A 14,954-nucleotide genomic window follows, 5' to 3' on the forward strand; every position below is an offset into this window, starting at 1 on the left:
AGCTTAATGGTTCCGTGTGCGCGCGTCCAATACGCGGCGCATGTGCCCCCGTTCGTCACGCGCTGTCACGCATCGGTTGCGTAAGCAACTTGTATGCAACGACGGCCGCGGCGAGCGCCAGCACGCCGCTCACCGTCAGTGCGTCGGCGAACCCGCTCGCGAATGCGACAGGCGCCGCCTGTGCGAGTACGCCGGCGGCCGACGGCGGCACGCGGCCGAGCGCCTGCGCCAGATCGCCGGCCAGCAGGCTCGACATGAACGGCGCATCGGCGAACGCGCGCAGGCCGGGCGTGGCGGACAACAGCGCGTCGAGCCGCGCGTGCGTGCTCGCCGCCAGCACCGCGCCGAGCACGCCGACGGCCGTCACGATCGCCGAGAAGCGCGTCGTCGTGCTGATGCCCGACGCCATGCCCGTGCGGTCCGGCGGGACGCACGCCATGATCGCCTTCTGCGTGTCGCCGTTCATGATGCCGGCGCCGCACCCCGTCACGAACATGCCGATTGCGACGAGCCGGTAATCGCCGTTGGCCGTCAGCGCGGCGGTGACGAGGTTGCCCGCGCCGATCAGCGCGAGTCCGCCCGCCAGCACGCCGCCCGATGACACACGCGCCGCAAGCGCCGCGCCGAGCGACGGGCCGGCGATCATCGCGAACGCGAACGGCAGCATTCCGAGCCCCGCTTCGACGGCCGACATCCCGAACGCGTTCTGCAGGTACAGCGGCAGGAACGTCATCATCACCTGCGCGCACGCCGCATAGCCGAACATCGCGAGCACCGCGCCGACGAAGCGCGGCCGGCGGAACAACGCGAGATCGATCATCGGCCGCGCCTGCCAGCGCTCCGCGCCGATGAACGCGGCCAACAGCGCAGCGGCAAGCGCGAGCCGGCCAAGCGTCGCGACCGACAGCCAACCATGCGCCGGCGCGCCGATCAGCGCCGCAATCGCACACGCGAGCGCCGCGCCAAACAGCAGGCTGCCGGCCGCATCCACGCGCTTCGCATGCGGATCCCTCGACTCGTCGATCGCGACGCGCGCACCGGCCGCCAGCAGCACGCACACCGGCAGGTTCAGCAGGAACACCCAGCGCCACCCGATCCATTGCGTGATCGCGCCGCCGACGAGTGGCGCGATCGCCGTCGCGACGCCCATGCACATGCCCCAGATCGCCCATGCGCGTGCCCGGTCGCGCCCTTCCGGAAAACGGTTCGCGATCACCGCGAGCGCAGCCGTCAACAGCAGCGCGGCGCCGCCGCCCTTCACCGCGCGCGCGGCGATCAGCCAGCCGGCCGACGGCGCGACGCCGCAGCCGAGCGACGCGAGAAAGAAGAGCGCGAGCCCCGCGAAGAGCATCCGCTTGCGCCCGAAGCGATCGGCGAGCCCGCCGGCCGGCAGCAGGCACGCGGCGAACGCGGTCATGTATGCGCTCACGACCCATTCGATGTCGGCGAAACTCGCGTGAAAGCTGCGCGCGATGCTCGGCAGCGATACGGCAACGACGTTCGTGTCGAGCACGATCAGCGAACAGGTCGCGGACGCGACCGCAAGCGTCGCGGCGGCCGGCAGGCGCGCGCCCGCACGCGAGGCGTCGGCCGCGGCCGCACGCGACGCCGGTGAAGACTGGGACATCGGCAACTCCGGAACAGGATGGACAAGCCGTATGCTAGGCTTGCCTGTATTGCCTGTCATTGATACTCCCGTGCTGTTTCATTAACGAAAATTGCAATCATGGACCGGCTCGAATTCCGTCACGTGCGCGCGTTCCTGAGCGTCGCGCAACACCTGCATTTCGCCCGCGCGGCCGAAGCGCTCGACATGGCGCCGCCTGCGCTCACGCGACAGATCCAGGAAGCCGAACGCGTGCTCGGCGTACGGCTCTTTCACCGGTCGCGCCGCGCGGTCGCGCTGAGCGCGGCCGGCGAGGCCTATCTCGCCGAAGCCAGCGCCGCGTTCGAGCACCTGCAGCGCGGCCGCGAACTCGCCGCGCTGGCCGAGCGCGGCGAACTCGGCCGGATCGAGATCGGCTACGTATCGTCCGCCGTCTATTCGGGCACGCTGCAGCGCACGGTCGGCGCGTTCCGTGCCGCGCACCCGCGCATCGAGTTGAACCTGCGCGAAGTGCCGATGGACGACGTCGCGAACCAGCTCGACGCGGGCCGGCTCGACCTCGCGTACGTGCGCCCGCCGCTGCCGCTGCCCGGCGGCCTGCGGATCGTCACGCTACAGCGCGACGTGTTCGTCGCGGCCGTGCCGGCCGATTCGCGCTACGCGGAAACGGCAACCCTGCGCGCGGCCGACCTCGCCGACGCGCGCTTCGTGGTGCCGGAACAGGAGCGCGGCACGCTCGAAGTCGCGCGCCGCGGCCGTTTCGCGCCGCTGATCGCCGCACGGCCGGGCGGCTTGCTCGCGGTGCTCGCGTGCGTGTCCGTGAACGGCTGGGTCGCGGTGATTCCCGATGCACTCGCTCGCTGCGTGTCGCTGCCGGGCGTCATCTACCGGCCGATCGCCGGCAAGCCGATCGTGTCGGAACTGGCGCTCGCACACCGGCGCTTCGAAAAGGCGCCGGCCGTACGTGCGTTCCTGCGCACGGTCGTGCCGGCCGTGGCAAGCACCGCCTGAGCACGGCAGCCGCGCGCGTCGACGCCGGCTCGTTCGGCCGTCATCGCGCGAATATGCATTGCACGATTCGATGTTTGCCGGCCGGAAAGCGATTCCGTAACCTGCCCGGCAGCCGCGCCGCACGGGCGCGGGTCACCCGGAACATGCCGTCGATGAATGCTTCTTCCACCGCAGCGCGCCGCCGCGTGCTGCAGCGCCTTGCCGCCCTCGCCGCCGCACCGCTCGCCGGCGGCGCCGCATTGCCCGCCCAAGCGGCCGGCGCCGACCTGTCGGGCGTCACGCTCGTACTCGGCGACCAGGCCGGTGGCCTGCGCGCGCTGGCCGAAGCCGCGCGCGTGCTCGACGGCACGCCCTACCGGTTCCGCTGGGCCAATTTCCAGGGCGCCGCGCCGCTGTTCGAGGCCCAGCGCGCGGGCGCGATCGATCTCGCGCCGGCCGGCGACCTGCCCGTGCTGACGGCCGCGCTCGGCGATCCGTCGCTGCGGATCGTCGCGACGCGCGTCGGCTCGCCGGCGTCGCTCGGCATCGTCGTGCAGCCCGATTCGCCGGTCCGCACCGTCGCCGACCTGAAAGGCCAAACCGTCGTCGTGTCGTCCGCGCGCGGCAGCATCTCGCAATACCAGCTGTACGGTGCGCTGCGCGAGCACGGCCTTGCGCCGCGCGACGTCGACGTGCGCTTCGTGCTGCCCGTCGACGCGTTCGCCGCGTTCGAAGCGAAACGGATCGCCATCTGGGCGACGTTCGACCCGTACTACGGGCATGCGGTGCGACGCGGCGCGCGCATCGTCCGGGACGGCAGCGGGATCAATTCGGGGCTCGCGTTCCTCACGTCGCCGATCGAGACGCTGAACGACGGCGCGAAACGCGCAGCGCTCGCGGACGTGCTTGCGCGGCTCGCCCGCGCGGGACAATGGGCGCTGGCGCACCCGGCCGACTACGCGAACGTCTATGCGTCGCTCACGCGCCTGCCGCCCGACGCGGCGACCGACATCGCGCACCGGGCCGCGCTCGCGCAGCGCAGCCTCAGCGGCGCCGACATCGACGTGCTGCAGCGCGTGGCCGACCGCGCAGCGGCGGATGCGATCCTGCCGCGTCGCGTCGACGTCGCGTCGATCGCGATCCGGAACGTGTCTGCCTGAGCGATGACGCGCGTGGCTGCGTTCAGCGTGGCCGCGACATGTCGAGATCCGGCACGTCGTCGCCGAACGTCGACGCCACGAGCGTGCGCATCGCGGCAATCAGCAGCGTCGGCCCCGACTGGTTGAACGTGCAGCGCTCGCCGGCAGCCGGCACGGCCCGGTGCAGCACGGCGCGCCATTCGCCGCGCCCGCCGTCGCGCTCGAACGCGGCGAACGGCAGCCGCTCGACGATCGGGCCGCCGTCAGCCCACGACGACGACGGCGCGAACGGCACCGGCGCGCCATCGCGTTCGCGGATCGCGCTGCATCCCGATGCGTAGACGCGTGGCGCACCGAGGTCTACCGCCATCGCCACCCAGTAGTCGAGTGGCGCGCCTGTCAGGTCCTGGACTTGCATGACCGTCTCCATATGACCGTCGTGTCGGTCGGCATCCTGCCCGTCGCACGCCCAGCCGCAACGGCCGTATCCCATGCCCGCAGGGTTTCGTCTCGCGCCGCCCTGCGATAAGCATAGTTCAAATCGTTTCTTGTCCCCCCCCCATCGCGTCATCGAGAATGATTCGACGGACCGACATCCGTCGCCGCCCCTCCAACGTACTCCTGACCGATCGATTCATGCTTCCACTGCGCCTGCTGCGATCGCTGCTGATCGCGTCCCTCATTGCGTTGCCGGCCGCCGCCGCGCATGCCGACAAGCCCGCCATCATCCGCATCGGCGTCGCCCAGCAAGGCGCCGGCGATCCGCCGACCTTCGGCGGATCGAGCGCCGCCACCGTGCAGCTGCAGCAGCTGGTTGAAAAGGAATTCGCCGCCGACGGCATCAAGGTGCAGTGGCTGTTCTTCAAGGGTGCGGGGCCGGCCGTCAACGAGGCGATCGTCAACAAGGCGCTCGACTTCGCGTACCAGGGCGACCTGCCTGCCGTGCTCGCCCGTTCGAACGGGATCAAGACGCGCCTGCTGCTCGCCGCCAGCGTACGCTCGGGAATCAAGATCGCGGTGCCGCCCGACTCGACGATCCGTTCGATCAAGGACCTGAAAGAGCGCCGCGTGTCGATCTTTCGCGGGACCAACCTGCAACTCGTCGCCGACAACGCGCTCGCGAAGAACGGCCTCGGCGAACGCGACCTGCGCGTGATCAACCTCGACTCCGCCAGCTCGCTCGCCGCGCTCGCGTCGAAAGGCATCGACGCGTCGGTCGGCGACTACCAGCTGTACAAGCTGCGCGACGCGGGGCTCGCCAGGATCATCTACGAATCGCAGAACGACGGCCCGCAGTTGACGCGGCAGACCCACCTGCTCGTACTCGACGATTTCGAGCGCGCACACCCGGACATCGTGCAGCGCGTCGTCACCGCGTATGTGAAAGGCGCGCAATGGTCGTCCGACGAGGCGAACCGCGATGCGCTGTTCAAGCTGTGGGCGAAGAGCGGCGTGCCGTATGCGTCGTGGCAGGCCGACTATGCGAACCAGCGGCTGAAGGATCGGCTTTCCCCGCTGATCGACCCGTTCGTCATCGCACGCTACAAGGCCGTCGCGCAGGACGCACTGAACCTGAAGCTGATCCGGCAGCCGGTCGACGTGGACGGCTGGTTCGAGCCGAAGTATCTCGACAACGCGCTGCGCACGCTGAAGCTCGAACACTACTGGCAGCGTTACGACGCGGCCGGCAAACCCCTTTCCTGACCCGGACCCGCGCCGATGAGCGACACCGCGTTTTCGATTCCGTCGTCCGAGCGTCATGCGCTCGCCACGCCGCCGCGCCGTGCGGCAGTCGTGACGCGGCTCGCGTGGCAGCTCGCGCCCTGGGTGCTGCCCGCACTGCTGTTCGCGCTGTGGACGGTCGGCAGCGCGCGCGGCTGGATCGCGCCGCAGATCCTGCCACCGCCCGAACGCGTGTACGAATCGCTCGCGGACCTCGCGACAAGCGGCGACCTCGCGCGCCACACGCTGATCAGCCTGCAACGCGTGCTGGTCGGCTTTGCGGCCGGTACGCTGCTCGGCTTTTCAATCGGCGTCGCGCTCGGCCTGTCGCGCACGCTGGAAGCCTATGTACTACCAAGCTTCAACGCGCTCGTGCAGATTCCGGTGCTCGGCTGGCTGCCGTTCCTGCTGCTGCTCGTCGGCGTCGGCGAACCGCTGAAATACCTGCTGATCGCGCATGCGGCACTCGTCCCCGTCACGCTGAGCACGTTGCAGGGATTCCGCCAGACGCCACCCGCGCTCGACGAAGTTGCACGCGTGTTCGGCTATACGCGCCGGCAACGCATCGTCCACGTCGTGCTGCCGGCCGCGATCCCGACGCTTGCGACCGGCGTACGGCTCGCCTTCACGAAATCGTGGCTCGCGCTCGTCGTCGTCGAGCTCGTCGCGTCGTCCGAGGGGCTCGGCTACCTGATCGTGTACGGGCGGCAACTGTTCCAGCTCGACCTCGTGATGGCGGCCGTGGTCGTGGTCGGCGCGGTCGGCCTGCTGATCAACCGGCTGCTCGATGCACTCGAAGCACGCCTGCGCCGCGGCGTACCGTCCGCGTTTCGCGGCTGAGCCGGCCCGCCCCATCGAAGGAGAGTCACCCGTGCCGGACTCCGCCATCCCCGCACTCACACCGGAAGGTCCGCCCACGCCCGCCCGCCGCCTGCACGTACCCGACTGGCGCGGCTTCGTACTGCCTGTCGTTGCGTTCGCACTCTGGTGGTCGATCGCGTCCGCGCATCTCGTGAAAAGCGGGCTGCTCGTCGGCCCGTCCGACGTCCTGCGCACCGCATGGGCGCAGGCCACGAGCGGCGCGCTCGGCCGCGCCTTGTCCGCGTCGCTCGCGCGCGAAGCGTGCGGCTTCGCGATCGGTGCGATGGGCGGGCTGCTGCTCGGCGCCGCGCTCGGGCTGTCGCGCGTCGCCGCGCGAATGGTCGGCCCGAGCTTCGACACGTTCAAGCAGATCTCGCTGTTCGCGTGGATTCCGCTGATTTCCGTGTGGTTCGGCCTCGGCGACGCCGCCAAGATCGTGTTCCTGTCGCTCGCCGCGCTGCTGCCCGTCGCCGCGCACACCTGCGACGGCATTCACGCCGTGCCGCGTACCTATGTCGACGTCGCGCGCGCGCTGCGCTACACGCGACTCCAGTTCGTTCGCCACGTGATCCTGCCGGCCGCGTTGCCGTCGATCTTCACCGGCCTGTATCTTGGCCTGATCTATTCGTGGCTTGCGACGCTCGGCGCCGAGTACCTGCTGGTCGCAGGCAGCGGCATAGGCAACACGCTGATCGACGGCAGCGAGCAATTCCGGATGGATCTCGTACTGTTCGGGATCGTCGTCGTCGGCGTGACCGGCTGGGCACTGAACGCGATCGCGCGTGCGATCGAGCGCAAGGTGCTGGCCCGTCGTGGCGACCTTCCGCGCTGATCGCCTGTCCTTCATCCACTGCACCCTTCATCGCCCTGCCATGACGACGCTCGCCTCCGATTCGCTCGACATCCTCCATGTGAGCAAGCACTACGCACAACGCGGCGCGACGCTTGCCGTGCTCGACGACGTATCGCTGCACGTGCGCGCCGGCGAATTCGTCACGATCGTCGGCGCGAGCGGCTGCGGCAAATCGACCCTGCTGCGGCTGGTTGCCGGGCTCGACACCGACTATGCCGGCGAGATCCGCGCCGGCGACGAACGCGTGCGCGATACGTCGCTGCAACGCGGGATCGTATTCCAGGATCACCGGCTGTTCCCGTGGCTGACCGTCGAACAGAACATCGCCGCCGCATTGCGCAACGCGCCGCTCGACACGGCCGCGAAGCGGCGTGCAGTCGCGGATCACATCGCGCTCGTCGGACTGAACGGCTTCGAGCATGCGTTTCCGAACCAGTTGTCGGGCGGGATGGCCCAGCGCGTCGCGATCGCGCGCGGCCTCGTGAACCGCCCGCGCGTGCTGCTGCTCGACGAGCCGTTCGGCGCGCTCGACGCGCAGACGCGCGCGCGGATGCAGAACGAACTGCTGCGCATCTGGGAACAGGAACGAATCACGATGATGCTCGTCACGCACGACGTCGACGAAGCCGTCTATCTCGGCGACCGCGTCGTCACGATGGCGCCGCGCCCGGGCCGCATCGAGCGCATCGTCGATGTCGCACTGCCGCGGCCGCGCCGGCGCGATGCGCCGGAATTCGCGCGATTGCGCGACACGGTGCTCGCCGATTTCGACGACAGCGAACTGCCGCGTAACGGCGGCACGGGCGGCAAGCGCGTCGACACGCCGCGCCCGCACCGGATCGGCGAATGGCGGCTCGCATGGTAGCCGCGTCACGCGGCTGGATTGTTCTGCATCACCTATCGTTCATCGCAGCGGGAACGCTAAGGTTGTGACGATTCATCGGTTCCGGTTCCGCGCAGTCCCTGCTTGAATGGAGACTCGACCGATCCGACTACAGGAGACTCACGATGTCCGAAGTCCAGCACGCCGCACAATCGCCTTCGCATGCTTCGCACGCCGCGCCGCGCACGGCCGCCGTTCCGCTTCAGCTTCGCCAGGTTGCCGGCCGGATCGGCGCCGAAATCGCCGGCGTCAGGCTGACGGCCACGCTCGACGATGCGACGTTCGATGCGGTCAAGGCCGCGCTGCTGCGCCACAAGGTGCTGTTCTTCCGTGGCCAGCACCATCTCGACGACACCGCGCAGGAAGCGTTCGCTCGCCGCTTCGGCGAGACGGTCGCCCACCCGACCGTGCGGTCCGTCGACGGCAGCGCCCATCTGCTCGAACTCGATTCCGCGCACGGTGCGCGCGCCAATTCGTGGCACACCGACGTGACGTTCGTCGATGCTTACCCGAAGATCTCGATCCTGCGCGCGGTCGTGATTCCGCCGTTCGGCGGCGATACCGTGTGGGCCAATACGGCCGCCGCCTACGCGCATCTCCCCGATCCGCTGCGCGCACTCGCCGACTCGCTGTGGGCGCTGCACACCAACGCCTACGACTACGCGTCGACGCATGTGCATGCCGACGACACGCAACTGAAGCGCTATCGCGAAGTGTTCACGTCGACCGTCTATGAAACCGAGCATCCGGTCGTGCGCGTGCATCCGGACACCGGCGAGCGTACGCTTGTGCTCGGCCACTTCGTGCAGCGGCTCAAGGGGCTGTCGTCGCAGGATTCCGCGCATCTGCTGCAGGTCTTCCACGAACATGTGACGCGTCTCGAGAACACCGTGCGCTGGAACTGGCAGGAAGGCGACGTCGCGATCTGGGACAACCGCGCGACGCAGCACTACGCGATCAACGACTACGGCGATGCGCGCCGCGTCGTGCGCCGCGCGACCGTTCACGGCGACGTGCCGGTCGGCATCGATGGCCGCCAGAGCGTCGTGCTGAAAGGGCCGGGCGCAACGCTGCAGTAACGTCCGTTTCGCGCGGTGGTGTCATGTCTTGTGCGCCGCCGCGCCACCCCGTACCCAGGATCCGATCATGAGCGTCCCGTCACCGCACCGACACCTGCACGCACAGCGATGTCGGCCCTCCGCCCCGTTCACTTCCGCCAGGAGCGTCGCATGAGCGCCCTACTCGAACCTGCCGCCCAGCCAGTCGACGTGATTCCGCTGTCCGCCCATATCGGTGCGGAAATCCGCGGCGTCGACCTCACGCAACCGCTGACCACGCCGCAGATCGCGGCGATCCGCGCCGCGCTGCTGAGATGGCGCGTCATCTTCTTCCGCGAACAGTTCCTCACGCACGAGCAGCACGTCGCGTTCTCCGCGCAGTTCGGCGAACCGACGGTCGGCCACCCGGTGTTCGGGCATGTCGACGGTCATCCGGCCGTCTACTCGATCGCGAAGCATCGCAAGGCGACCCGCTTCGAGGGCGAACCGGTGCGCCGGCCGTGGACCGGCTGGCACACCGACGTGACGGCCGCCGTGAATCCGCCGTGGGCGTCGATCCTGCGTGGCGTGACGATCCCGCCGTACGGCGGCGACACGCACTGGACGAATCTCGTGCGGGCCTACGAGACGCTGTCCGCGCCGCTGCGTGGCTTCGTCGACGGCTTGCGCGGCATCCATCGCTTCACGCCGCCGGCCGGTGCGCGCGCGACCGGCGCGTTCGACGAGGCCGTCGAACGCCGCCCGCTCGTGACCGAGCATCCGCTCGTGCGCGTTCATCCGGAGACGGGCGAACGCGCGCTGTATGTGAGCCCGAGCTTCCTGAAATCGATCGTCGGCCTGACGCCGCGCGAGAGCCAGGCGCTGCTCGAACTGCTGTGGGAGCACGTGACGCGTCCTGAGTTCACGATCCGCTTCAAGTGGGAACCGCGCAGCATCGCGTTCTGGGACAACCGTGCGACCGCGCATCTTGCACCGGTCGACATCTTCGATCTCGACTTCGACCGCCAGCTCTACCGCACCACGTTGACCGGCGACGTGCCGGTCGGCCCCGACGGCCGGCCGTCGGTTGCGCTCGAAGGCTCGCCGGTCGAAGCGGCCGCGGCCGTCGCGCTGAACTGACTCGACCGATTCAACTGACCACTGCCGACACCGGCGCGCACGCGCGCGCCGGCCGCTTCCCGATCAATCGAGCCACACGCCGTCGAACCGGTGCCCACCGAGCGGCGAGAACGTCAGCCCGTGGACACGCCTGGAGATCGGCAGCGACACGATCGACGTCGCGATCGGCGTGAACGGCACCTGATCCTTGAACACGACCTGTGCCTGCTCGTACAGCGACGTGCGCTTGGCGACATCCGCGTTCGAGCGCGCCGCGCTGACAAGTCGTTCGAAATCCTGATTGCACCACTTCGCGAGGTTGCTGCCGTGCACCGCGTCGCAGCCGAGCAACGTGCCGAGCCAGTTGTCGGGGTCGCCGTTGTCGCCCGACCAGCCGTACAGGATCGCGTCATGCTGGCCATCGTGCTTCGCGCGGCGGTTGTATTCGCCCCACTCGTAGCTGACGATCTTCGCGCGCACGCCGATCTTCGCCCAGTCCTGCTGGATCAGCTGCGCCATCAACTGCGCGTTCGGGTTGTACGGACGCTGCACCGGCATCGCCCACAGCGTCAGGTCGAAGCCGTTCGGGAATCCGGCCTGCGCGAGCAGCGCCTTCGCAGCGGCCGGATCGCGCGGTGCATCCTTCAGGCGCGGGTTGTACGACCATTGCGTGGGCGGCATCGGGTTGGTCGCGATCTTCGCGTCGCCGTTGAACACGGTCTTCACGATCGCCGTCTTGTCGATCGCGATGTCGAGCGCGCGCCGCACGTCGACGCGATCGAGCGGCGCATGCTGCGTGTTGTACGCGACGAAGCCGACGTTGAACCCCATCCCCGAGAACAGCGACAGCTTCGGGTCGCGCCGCACCGTCTCGAGATCGGCCGGGCGCGGGAACACCGACACCTGGCACTCACCGGCCACCAGCTTCTGCAGGCGCGCGGCCGGATCGGGCGTGATCGCGAACACGAGGCGTGCGAGCTTCACGTCGTCCGGCTTCCAGTAGTCTGGATTCGCCTCGTAGCGGATCAGCGCATCCTTCTGGTACGTGCGCAGCAGGAACGGCCCCGTGCCGACCGGGAACTGGTTGATGTCGGACTCGCGATGCCGCGCGGCAAGCTGCGACGCATATTCGGCCGACAGTACCGACGCGAACGCCATCGCGAGGTTGCGCACGAACACGACGTCGGGCGTCTTCAGCACGAAGCGCACCGTGTAGTCGTCTACTTTCTCGATACGCTCGACATTGCGGTCGAAACCGAGATCGCTGAAATACGGGAAGCTGACCGGGTAGGCCTTGCGGAACGGATCGTCCGGATCGAGCATGCGGCGGAACGTGAACACGACGTCGTCGGCCTGGAACGGCCGCGTCGGCTTGAACCAGGCGGTCGTCTGGAATTTCACGCCACGCCGCAAATGAAACGTGATCGTGCGCTGGTCGGGCGATACGTCCCAGCTCGTCGCGAGCGACGGTTCAAGATCGAGCGTGCCGCGCTTGAACTGCACGAGCCCGTTGTAGATCGTGTACGTGCTCGCATCGAAATCCGTGCTCGTCGTGTGCTGGCCCGGATCGAAACCGGCCGGGCTGCCTTCGGTGCAGTACACGAGCGTCTTGCCGGTCGGCGCGGCAAGCGCCTGTGTCGCCGCGCCGGCGAACAGCAACGACGCGGCAATGCAGCGAAGCGCGACGGCGGCATGCGGTACGCCACGCGTACGACGCGCGGCTGACGAAACGTAAGCGTTCTTCATGGTGGCGGAGAGAAAGGATGGCTGTCATGCGAATGACGACGGCCGATCTTCGCGCGCATCCCGCCGATCGCTTACCAATTAATTCGGCGTTGCTTATCGTCGCCGATGCATCCCGCTGCCCGTGCATGAAAACGTCCACGCGAGCGCCGGCGCCTTCCGGCCCCCTGCAGACTTTCCAGAATCGGCGCATCGTATCGGCTGGCAAACGCCGGCACCGGCGCGCCGGGATCCGCCCGGCGCCGCTGCGCCGTCGAGTCATGGAGGACCCACGATGTCGATCAGTCCCGATGCGCCCTCTCGCCCCGTGAAATCGCCGGGCCCCGATCATCCGATCACGATCGAACCGCATCCGCGGCGCGTGGTCGTGAAGGTGGCCGGCAAGGTCGTCGCCGATACGCGCCATGCGCTGGCGCTGCGCGAGGCCAGCTATCCGGCCGTGCTCTACCTGCCGCGCGAAGACGCCGACATGTCGCTGCTGCAGCGCACGGATCACGCGACCTACTGCCCGTACAAGGGCGACTGCGCGTACTACTCGATCCCGGCCGGCGGCGAACGCGCAACCAACGCGGTATGGACCTACGAGCATCCGTATCCGGCTGTCGAAGCGATTCGCGGGCACCTCGCGTTTTATCCGGATCGCGTCGATTCGATCGAGGAAAGCGCGGCCGGCACCGATTGAGCACCGCCGTGCCGCTGATTTGCATATACGCAATCGTTGGTTGGCCACCGGCCGGCGCGGCCGTATCGTCCTGAATCCGGCGCGGGCCGGCCGGTTGCGTGCATCGCCCGCATCCGGCCCTGCCTTGCGCCGGCCGCGCCGTCCACGCGCGCGGCCCGTGAACCCGCACGCAGGATGCCCCGATGACCGACACACCGCACGCAGACGCTGAAACGACACCGGCAAACCCGCGCCGCCGCCAATGGCTGCATGGTGCGGCCGCCGGTCTGGCCGGGCTCGCGCTCGGGCCGCTCGCGGCCGGCCCCGCCCGGGCCGACGACACGGGCACGCGGCTGCGCATCGGCTTCCAGAAGTACGGCAACTTCGTCGTGCTCAAGGCACGCGGCACGCTCGAGAAGCGCCTCGCGAGCCAGGGCGTCACCGTCCAATGGCTCGAATTCCCGGCCGGCCCGCAACTGCTCGAAGGGCTGAACGCCGGCGCGATCGACGTCGGCACGGTCGGCGAAACGCCGCCGATCTTCGCGCAGGCCGGCGGCGTCGATTTCGTCTATATCGGCAACGAGCCGCCCGCGCCGCAGGGCGAGGCGATCATCGTGCTGCCCGATTCGCCGATCCGCACCGTCGCGCAACTGCGCGGCAAGAAGGTTGCGTTCAACAAGGGCTCGAACGTCCACTTCCTGCTCGTGAAGGCGCTCGAACGCGCGGGCCTGACGTATGCGGACATCCAGCCGATCTACCTGACGCCCGCCGACGCGCGCGCCGCGTTCGTGCAACGCAGTATCGATGCGTGGGTGATCTGGGATCCGTATTTCGCCGCCGCCGAGCGGCAGCTCGGCGCGCGTGTGGTCGCGAACGGCGACGGGCTGGTGCGCAACACGCAGTACTACCTCGCCGCGCGCAAGTATGCGGCTGCCCACCCGCAGGTGCTGCGCACGCTGCTCGACGAAGTCGACGCGGTCGACCGCTGGGCGCGCGATCACGTTCCCGAGGTCGCCACGCAACTGTCGCCGCTCGTCGGCCTCGACGCGCCGACGCTCGAAATCGCACTCAAGCGTGCCGGCTACGGCGTGCAGCCCATCACCGATGCGACGGTCACGTATCAGCAGAACATCGCCGACACGTTCAGCACGCTGAAGCTGATTCCGGGCAAGCTGTCGGTCGCCAGCGCGCGCTGACGCGTTACCGCGCGGGCGCGGCGCCGATGCGCCGCCATTCGTCGTAATCGGTGACGAGGCCCGCGTCGTCGATCGCGATATCGGCCGCATACGTGCCGCTCTCGTAGCGATAGCGATGCAGCGCCGTGCGTGTATAGCGCTGTTCGCCGCGCACGAAGTCGAAATCCGGAAAACGCAGCCACGCGGTGCGGATCACGGCCGATTCGCCGACGGCGAGCGCGAGCCGCCGAATCGGCAGCGTGTTGGTCGACGGGCTGAAACCGAGGTCGATATCGGTCGCGCCCGCGAGCGCCGGCGCATCGACACCGTCGATCGTCCATTGGCCTGCATCGCAGGCGATGTCCCACTGCTGCGTGGTGCCGACCCAGCGTGTCACGCGTGCCGAGCGCGTGAGCCAGTCGGCGCCGCATCCAATCGCGTAGTCGACGCGAAACGGCGTGCCGTCGATCGCACCCGACACCGAGCCCGACAGGTCGATGCCCGAGTGCGATTCGACGAGCCGGCACCATTCGCACGCCTGCCACGTCTGCACGATCTGCCATGCGACACAGTGCGTGCGCACGGCCTCGTCCTGTTGCGTCATGTCGTCTCCTGTCGGTCGCGCGGAAGCCGATTGTCGCTCATCGTGCCGATGAACACACGCGGCTTCGCCGACCGCTGTTCCAGAAGAACGCCGACGAGACTCAGCCGGCTGGCGCGCCGGCCACCTCCGCGCAGCTTTCGGGTTTCCACAGGAACGTACGCGCCACGCGGTCCTGATCGAACAGCACCTTGTACTGGCACTGAACCGGCCCGCTCTTCGACGTCAGATGGAACAGGTAGTCCCACTCGCGCACGCCCATCAACCCTTCCGAGAAGTGCGGCGTGCCGAGCAGCGCATAGAGCTGCGTCTTGTTCATTCCGGCACGCACGCTGCGCAGGTTGTCGAGGTTCGGCCATGCACCGTCGTTCACGCCGGCGTGGCTCACGTCCGGAAACACGGGCCGGTCGGTCGTACCTTCCGGCGTGACGATGCTGAGATTGCCGCAGCCCGCGACGACGACGGCGAGACAGACGGCCGCCGCCGCGCGTGCGGCCTGGATCGATACGCGAATGCGCTGGTTTTGCATGGATCGCTGGATTCCGGTGTGATGGATGTTCATGA

At 68.7% G+C, this 14,954-nt stretch carries 15 protein-coding genes; 10 read left to right on the forward strand and 5 right to left on the reverse strand.

The features are described 5' to 3' along the window. Nucleotides 1-55 precede the first annotated feature (55 nt). Complete coding sequence (locus KEC55_RS21930; RefSeq protein WP_282510727.1) at nucleotides 56-1,627, reverse strand: MFS transporter; 1,572 nt, start codon at nucleotides 1,625-1,627, stop codon at nucleotides 56-58. A gap of 99 nt (nucleotides 1,628-1,726) precedes the next feature. Between KEC55_RS21930 and KEC55_RS21935 the strand changes: the two genes are divergently transcribed. Both KEC55_RS21935 and KEC55_RS21940 read left to right on the forward strand, forming a co-directional pair. Further along, on the forward strand, nucleotides 1,727-2,617 hold the full coding sequence (locus KEC55_RS21935; RefSeq protein ID WP_282510729.1) for a LysR family transcriptional regulator: 891 nt from the start codon (nucleotides 1,727-1,729) through the stop codon (nucleotides 2,615-2,617). Between the two features lie 152 nt (nucleotides 2,618-2,769). Beyond that, nucleotides 2,770-3,756 (forward strand): ABC transporter substrate-binding protein, encoded by a 987-nt coding sequence (locus KEC55_RS21940; RefSeq protein ID WP_282510730.1) that lies wholly within the window; start codon nucleotides 2,770-2,772, stop codon nucleotides 3,754-3,756. 22 nt (nucleotides 3,757-3,778) lie between these two features. Here the strand turns inward: KEC55_RS21940 and KEC55_RS21945 are convergent, their stop codons facing one another. Beyond that, nucleotides 3,779-4,153 (reverse strand): phage protein NinX family protein, encoded by a 375-nt coding sequence (locus tag KEC55_RS21945; protein ID WP_282510731.1) that lies wholly within the window; start codon nucleotides 4,151-4,153, stop codon nucleotides 3,779-3,781. 218 nt (nucleotides 4,154-4,371) lie between these two features. Between KEC55_RS21945 and KEC55_RS21950 the strand changes: the two genes are divergently transcribed. From KEC55_RS21950 to KEC55_RS21975, 6 genes are all read left to right on the forward strand, one after another. Further along, nucleotides 4,372-5,439: an ABC transporter substrate-binding protein gene (locus tag KEC55_RS21950; RefSeq protein WP_282510733.1), complete on the forward strand. Its 1,068-nt coding sequence runs from the start codon at nucleotides 4,372-4,374 to the stop codon at nucleotides 5,437-5,439. Between the two features lie 15 nt (nucleotides 5,440-5,454). After that, nucleotides 5,455-6,297 carry an ABC transporter permease gene (locus tag KEC55_RS21955; protein WP_282510734.1) on the forward strand — a complete coding sequence of 281 codons (843 nt, stop codon included), beginning with the start codon at nucleotides 5,455-5,457 and terminating at the stop codon, nucleotides 6,295-6,297. 31 nt (nucleotides 6,298-6,328) lie between these two features. Beyond that, nucleotides 6,329-7,150, forward strand: a complete 822-nt coding sequence (locus tag KEC55_RS21960; protein WP_282510735.1) for an ABC transporter permease — start codon at nucleotides 6,329-6,331, stop codon at nucleotides 7,148-7,150. Nucleotides 7,151-7,190: 40 nt separating this feature from the next. Continuing rightward, the gene (locus KEC55_RS21965; protein WP_282510737.1) at nucleotides 7,191-8,036 is read left to right on the forward strand and encodes an ABC transporter ATP-binding protein; all 846 of its coding nucleotides are present in this window, start codon (nucleotides 7,191-7,193) and stop codon (nucleotides 8,034-8,036) included. Nucleotides 8,037-8,179: 143 nt separating this feature from the next. Next, nucleotides 8,180-9,133: a TauD/TfdA dioxygenase family protein gene (locus KEC55_RS21970; RefSeq protein WP_282510738.1), complete on the forward strand. Its 954-nt coding sequence runs from the start codon at nucleotides 8,180-8,182 to the stop codon at nucleotides 9,131-9,133. Between the two features lie 150 nt (nucleotides 9,134-9,283). Further along, on the forward strand, nucleotides 9,284-10,231 hold the full coding sequence (locus KEC55_RS21975; protein ID WP_282510739.1) for a TauD/TfdA dioxygenase family protein: 948 nt from the start codon (nucleotides 9,284-9,286) through the stop codon (nucleotides 10,229-10,231). A gap of 63 nt (nucleotides 10,232-10,294) precedes the next feature. On the opposite strand, the gene KEC55_RS21980 is transcribed toward KEC55_RS21975, so the two are convergent. After that, nucleotides 10,295-11,956, reverse strand: coding sequence for an ABC transporter substrate-binding protein (locus KEC55_RS21980; RefSeq protein WP_282510740.1), 1,662 nt, complete (start codon nucleotides 11,954-11,956; stop codon nucleotides 10,295-10,297). Between the two features lie 271 nt (nucleotides 11,957-12,227). Here KEC55_RS21980 and KEC55_RS21985 point away from each other — a divergent pair, with 271 nt between their 5' ends. Together KEC55_RS21985 and KEC55_RS21990 are read left to right on the forward strand one after the other, a co-directional pair. Beyond that, a complete protein-coding gene (locus KEC55_RS21985; RefSeq protein WP_282510741.1) occupies nucleotides 12,228-12,635 on the forward strand; it encodes a DUF427 domain-containing protein in 408 nt (135 codons plus the stop codon). Between the two features lie 182 nt (nucleotides 12,636-12,817). Continuing rightward, complete coding sequence (locus tag KEC55_RS21990) at nucleotides 12,818-13,810, forward strand: sulfonate ABC transporter substrate-binding protein (protein WP_282510742.1); 993 nt, start codon at nucleotides 12,818-12,820, stop codon at nucleotides 13,808-13,810. A 4-nt stretch (nucleotides 13,811-13,814) separates the two neighbouring features. Here the strand turns inward: KEC55_RS21990 and KEC55_RS21995 are convergent, their stop codons facing one another. Continuing rightward, complete coding sequence (locus KEC55_RS21995) at nucleotides 13,815-14,393, reverse strand: putative glycolipid-binding domain-containing protein (protein WP_282510743.1); 579 nt, start codon at nucleotides 14,391-14,393, stop codon at nucleotides 13,815-13,817. Nucleotides 14,394-14,493: 100 nt separating this feature from the next. Beyond that, the gene (locus KEC55_RS22000; protein WP_282510745.1) at nucleotides 14,494-14,919 is read right to left on the reverse strand and encodes an outer membrane protein assembly factor BamE; all 426 of its coding nucleotides are present in this window, start codon (nucleotides 14,917-14,919) and stop codon (nucleotides 14,494-14,496) included. Between the last annotated feature and the right edge of the window lie 35 nt (nucleotides 14,920-14,954).

It is taken from the genome of Burkholderia cepacia (assembly GCF_029962485.1).
Taxonomy (GTDB): Bacteria; Pseudomonadota; Gammaproteobacteria; order Burkholderiales; family Burkholderiaceae; genus Burkholderia.

What these genes read in the sequence shown, in the direction of transcription:
- KEC55_RS21930 (WP_282510727.1), bottom strand. Translation starts at nt 1,627, where the DNA reads ATGTCCCAGTCTTCACCGGCGTCGCGTGCGGCCGCGGCCGACGCCTCG.
- KEC55_RS21935 (WP_282510729.1), top strand. Translation starts at nt 1,727, where the DNA reads ATGGACCGGCTCGAATTCCGTCACGTGCGCGCGTTCCTGAGCGTCGCG.
- KEC55_RS21940 (WP_282510730.1), top strand. Translation starts at nt 2,770, where the DNA reads ATGAATGCTTCTTCCACCGCAGCGCGCCGCCGCGTGCTGCAGCGCCTT.
- KEC55_RS21945 (WP_282510731.1), bottom strand. Translation starts at nt 4,153, where the DNA reads ATGCAAGTCCAGGACCTGACAGGCGCGCCACTCGACTACTGGGTGGCG.
- KEC55_RS21950 (WP_282510733.1), top strand. Translation starts at nt 4,372, where the DNA reads ATGCTTCCACTGCGCCTGCTGCGATCGCTGCTGATCGCGTCCCTCATT.
- KEC55_RS21955 (WP_282510734.1), top strand. Translation starts at nt 5,455, where the DNA reads ATGAGCGACACCGCGTTTTCGATTCCGTCGTCCGAGCGTCATGCGCTC.
- KEC55_RS21965 (WP_282510737.1), top strand. Translation starts at nt 7,191, where the DNA reads ATGACGACGCTCGCCTCCGATTCGCTCGACATCCTCCATGTGAGCAAG.
- KEC55_RS21970 (WP_282510738.1), top strand. Translation starts at nt 8,180, where the DNA reads ATGTCCGAAGTCCAGCACGCCGCACAATCGCCTTCGCATGCTTCGCAC.
- KEC55_RS21975 (WP_282510739.1), top strand. Translation starts at nt 9,284, where the DNA reads ATGAGCGCCCTACTCGAACCTGCCGCCCAGCCAGTCGACGTGATTCCG.
- KEC55_RS21980 (WP_282510740.1), bottom strand. Translation starts at nt 11,956, where the DNA reads ATGAAGAACGCTTACGTTTCGTCAGCCGCGCGTCGTACGCGTGGCGTA.
- KEC55_RS21985 (WP_282510741.1), top strand. Translation starts at nt 12,228, where the DNA reads ATGTCGATCAGTCCCGATGCGCCCTCTCGCCCCGTGAAATCGCCGGGC.
- KEC55_RS21990 (WP_282510742.1), top strand. Translation starts at nt 12,818, where the DNA reads ATGACCGACACACCGCACGCAGACGCTGAAACGACACCGGCAAACCCG.
- KEC55_RS21995 (WP_282510743.1), bottom strand. Translation starts at nt 14,393, where the DNA reads ATGACGCAACAGGACGAGGCCGTGCGCACGCACTGTGTCGCATGGCAG.
- KEC55_RS22000 (WP_282510745.1), bottom strand. Translation starts at nt 14,919, where the DNA reads ATGCAAAACCAGCGCATTCGCGTATCGATCCAGGCCGCACGCGCGGCG.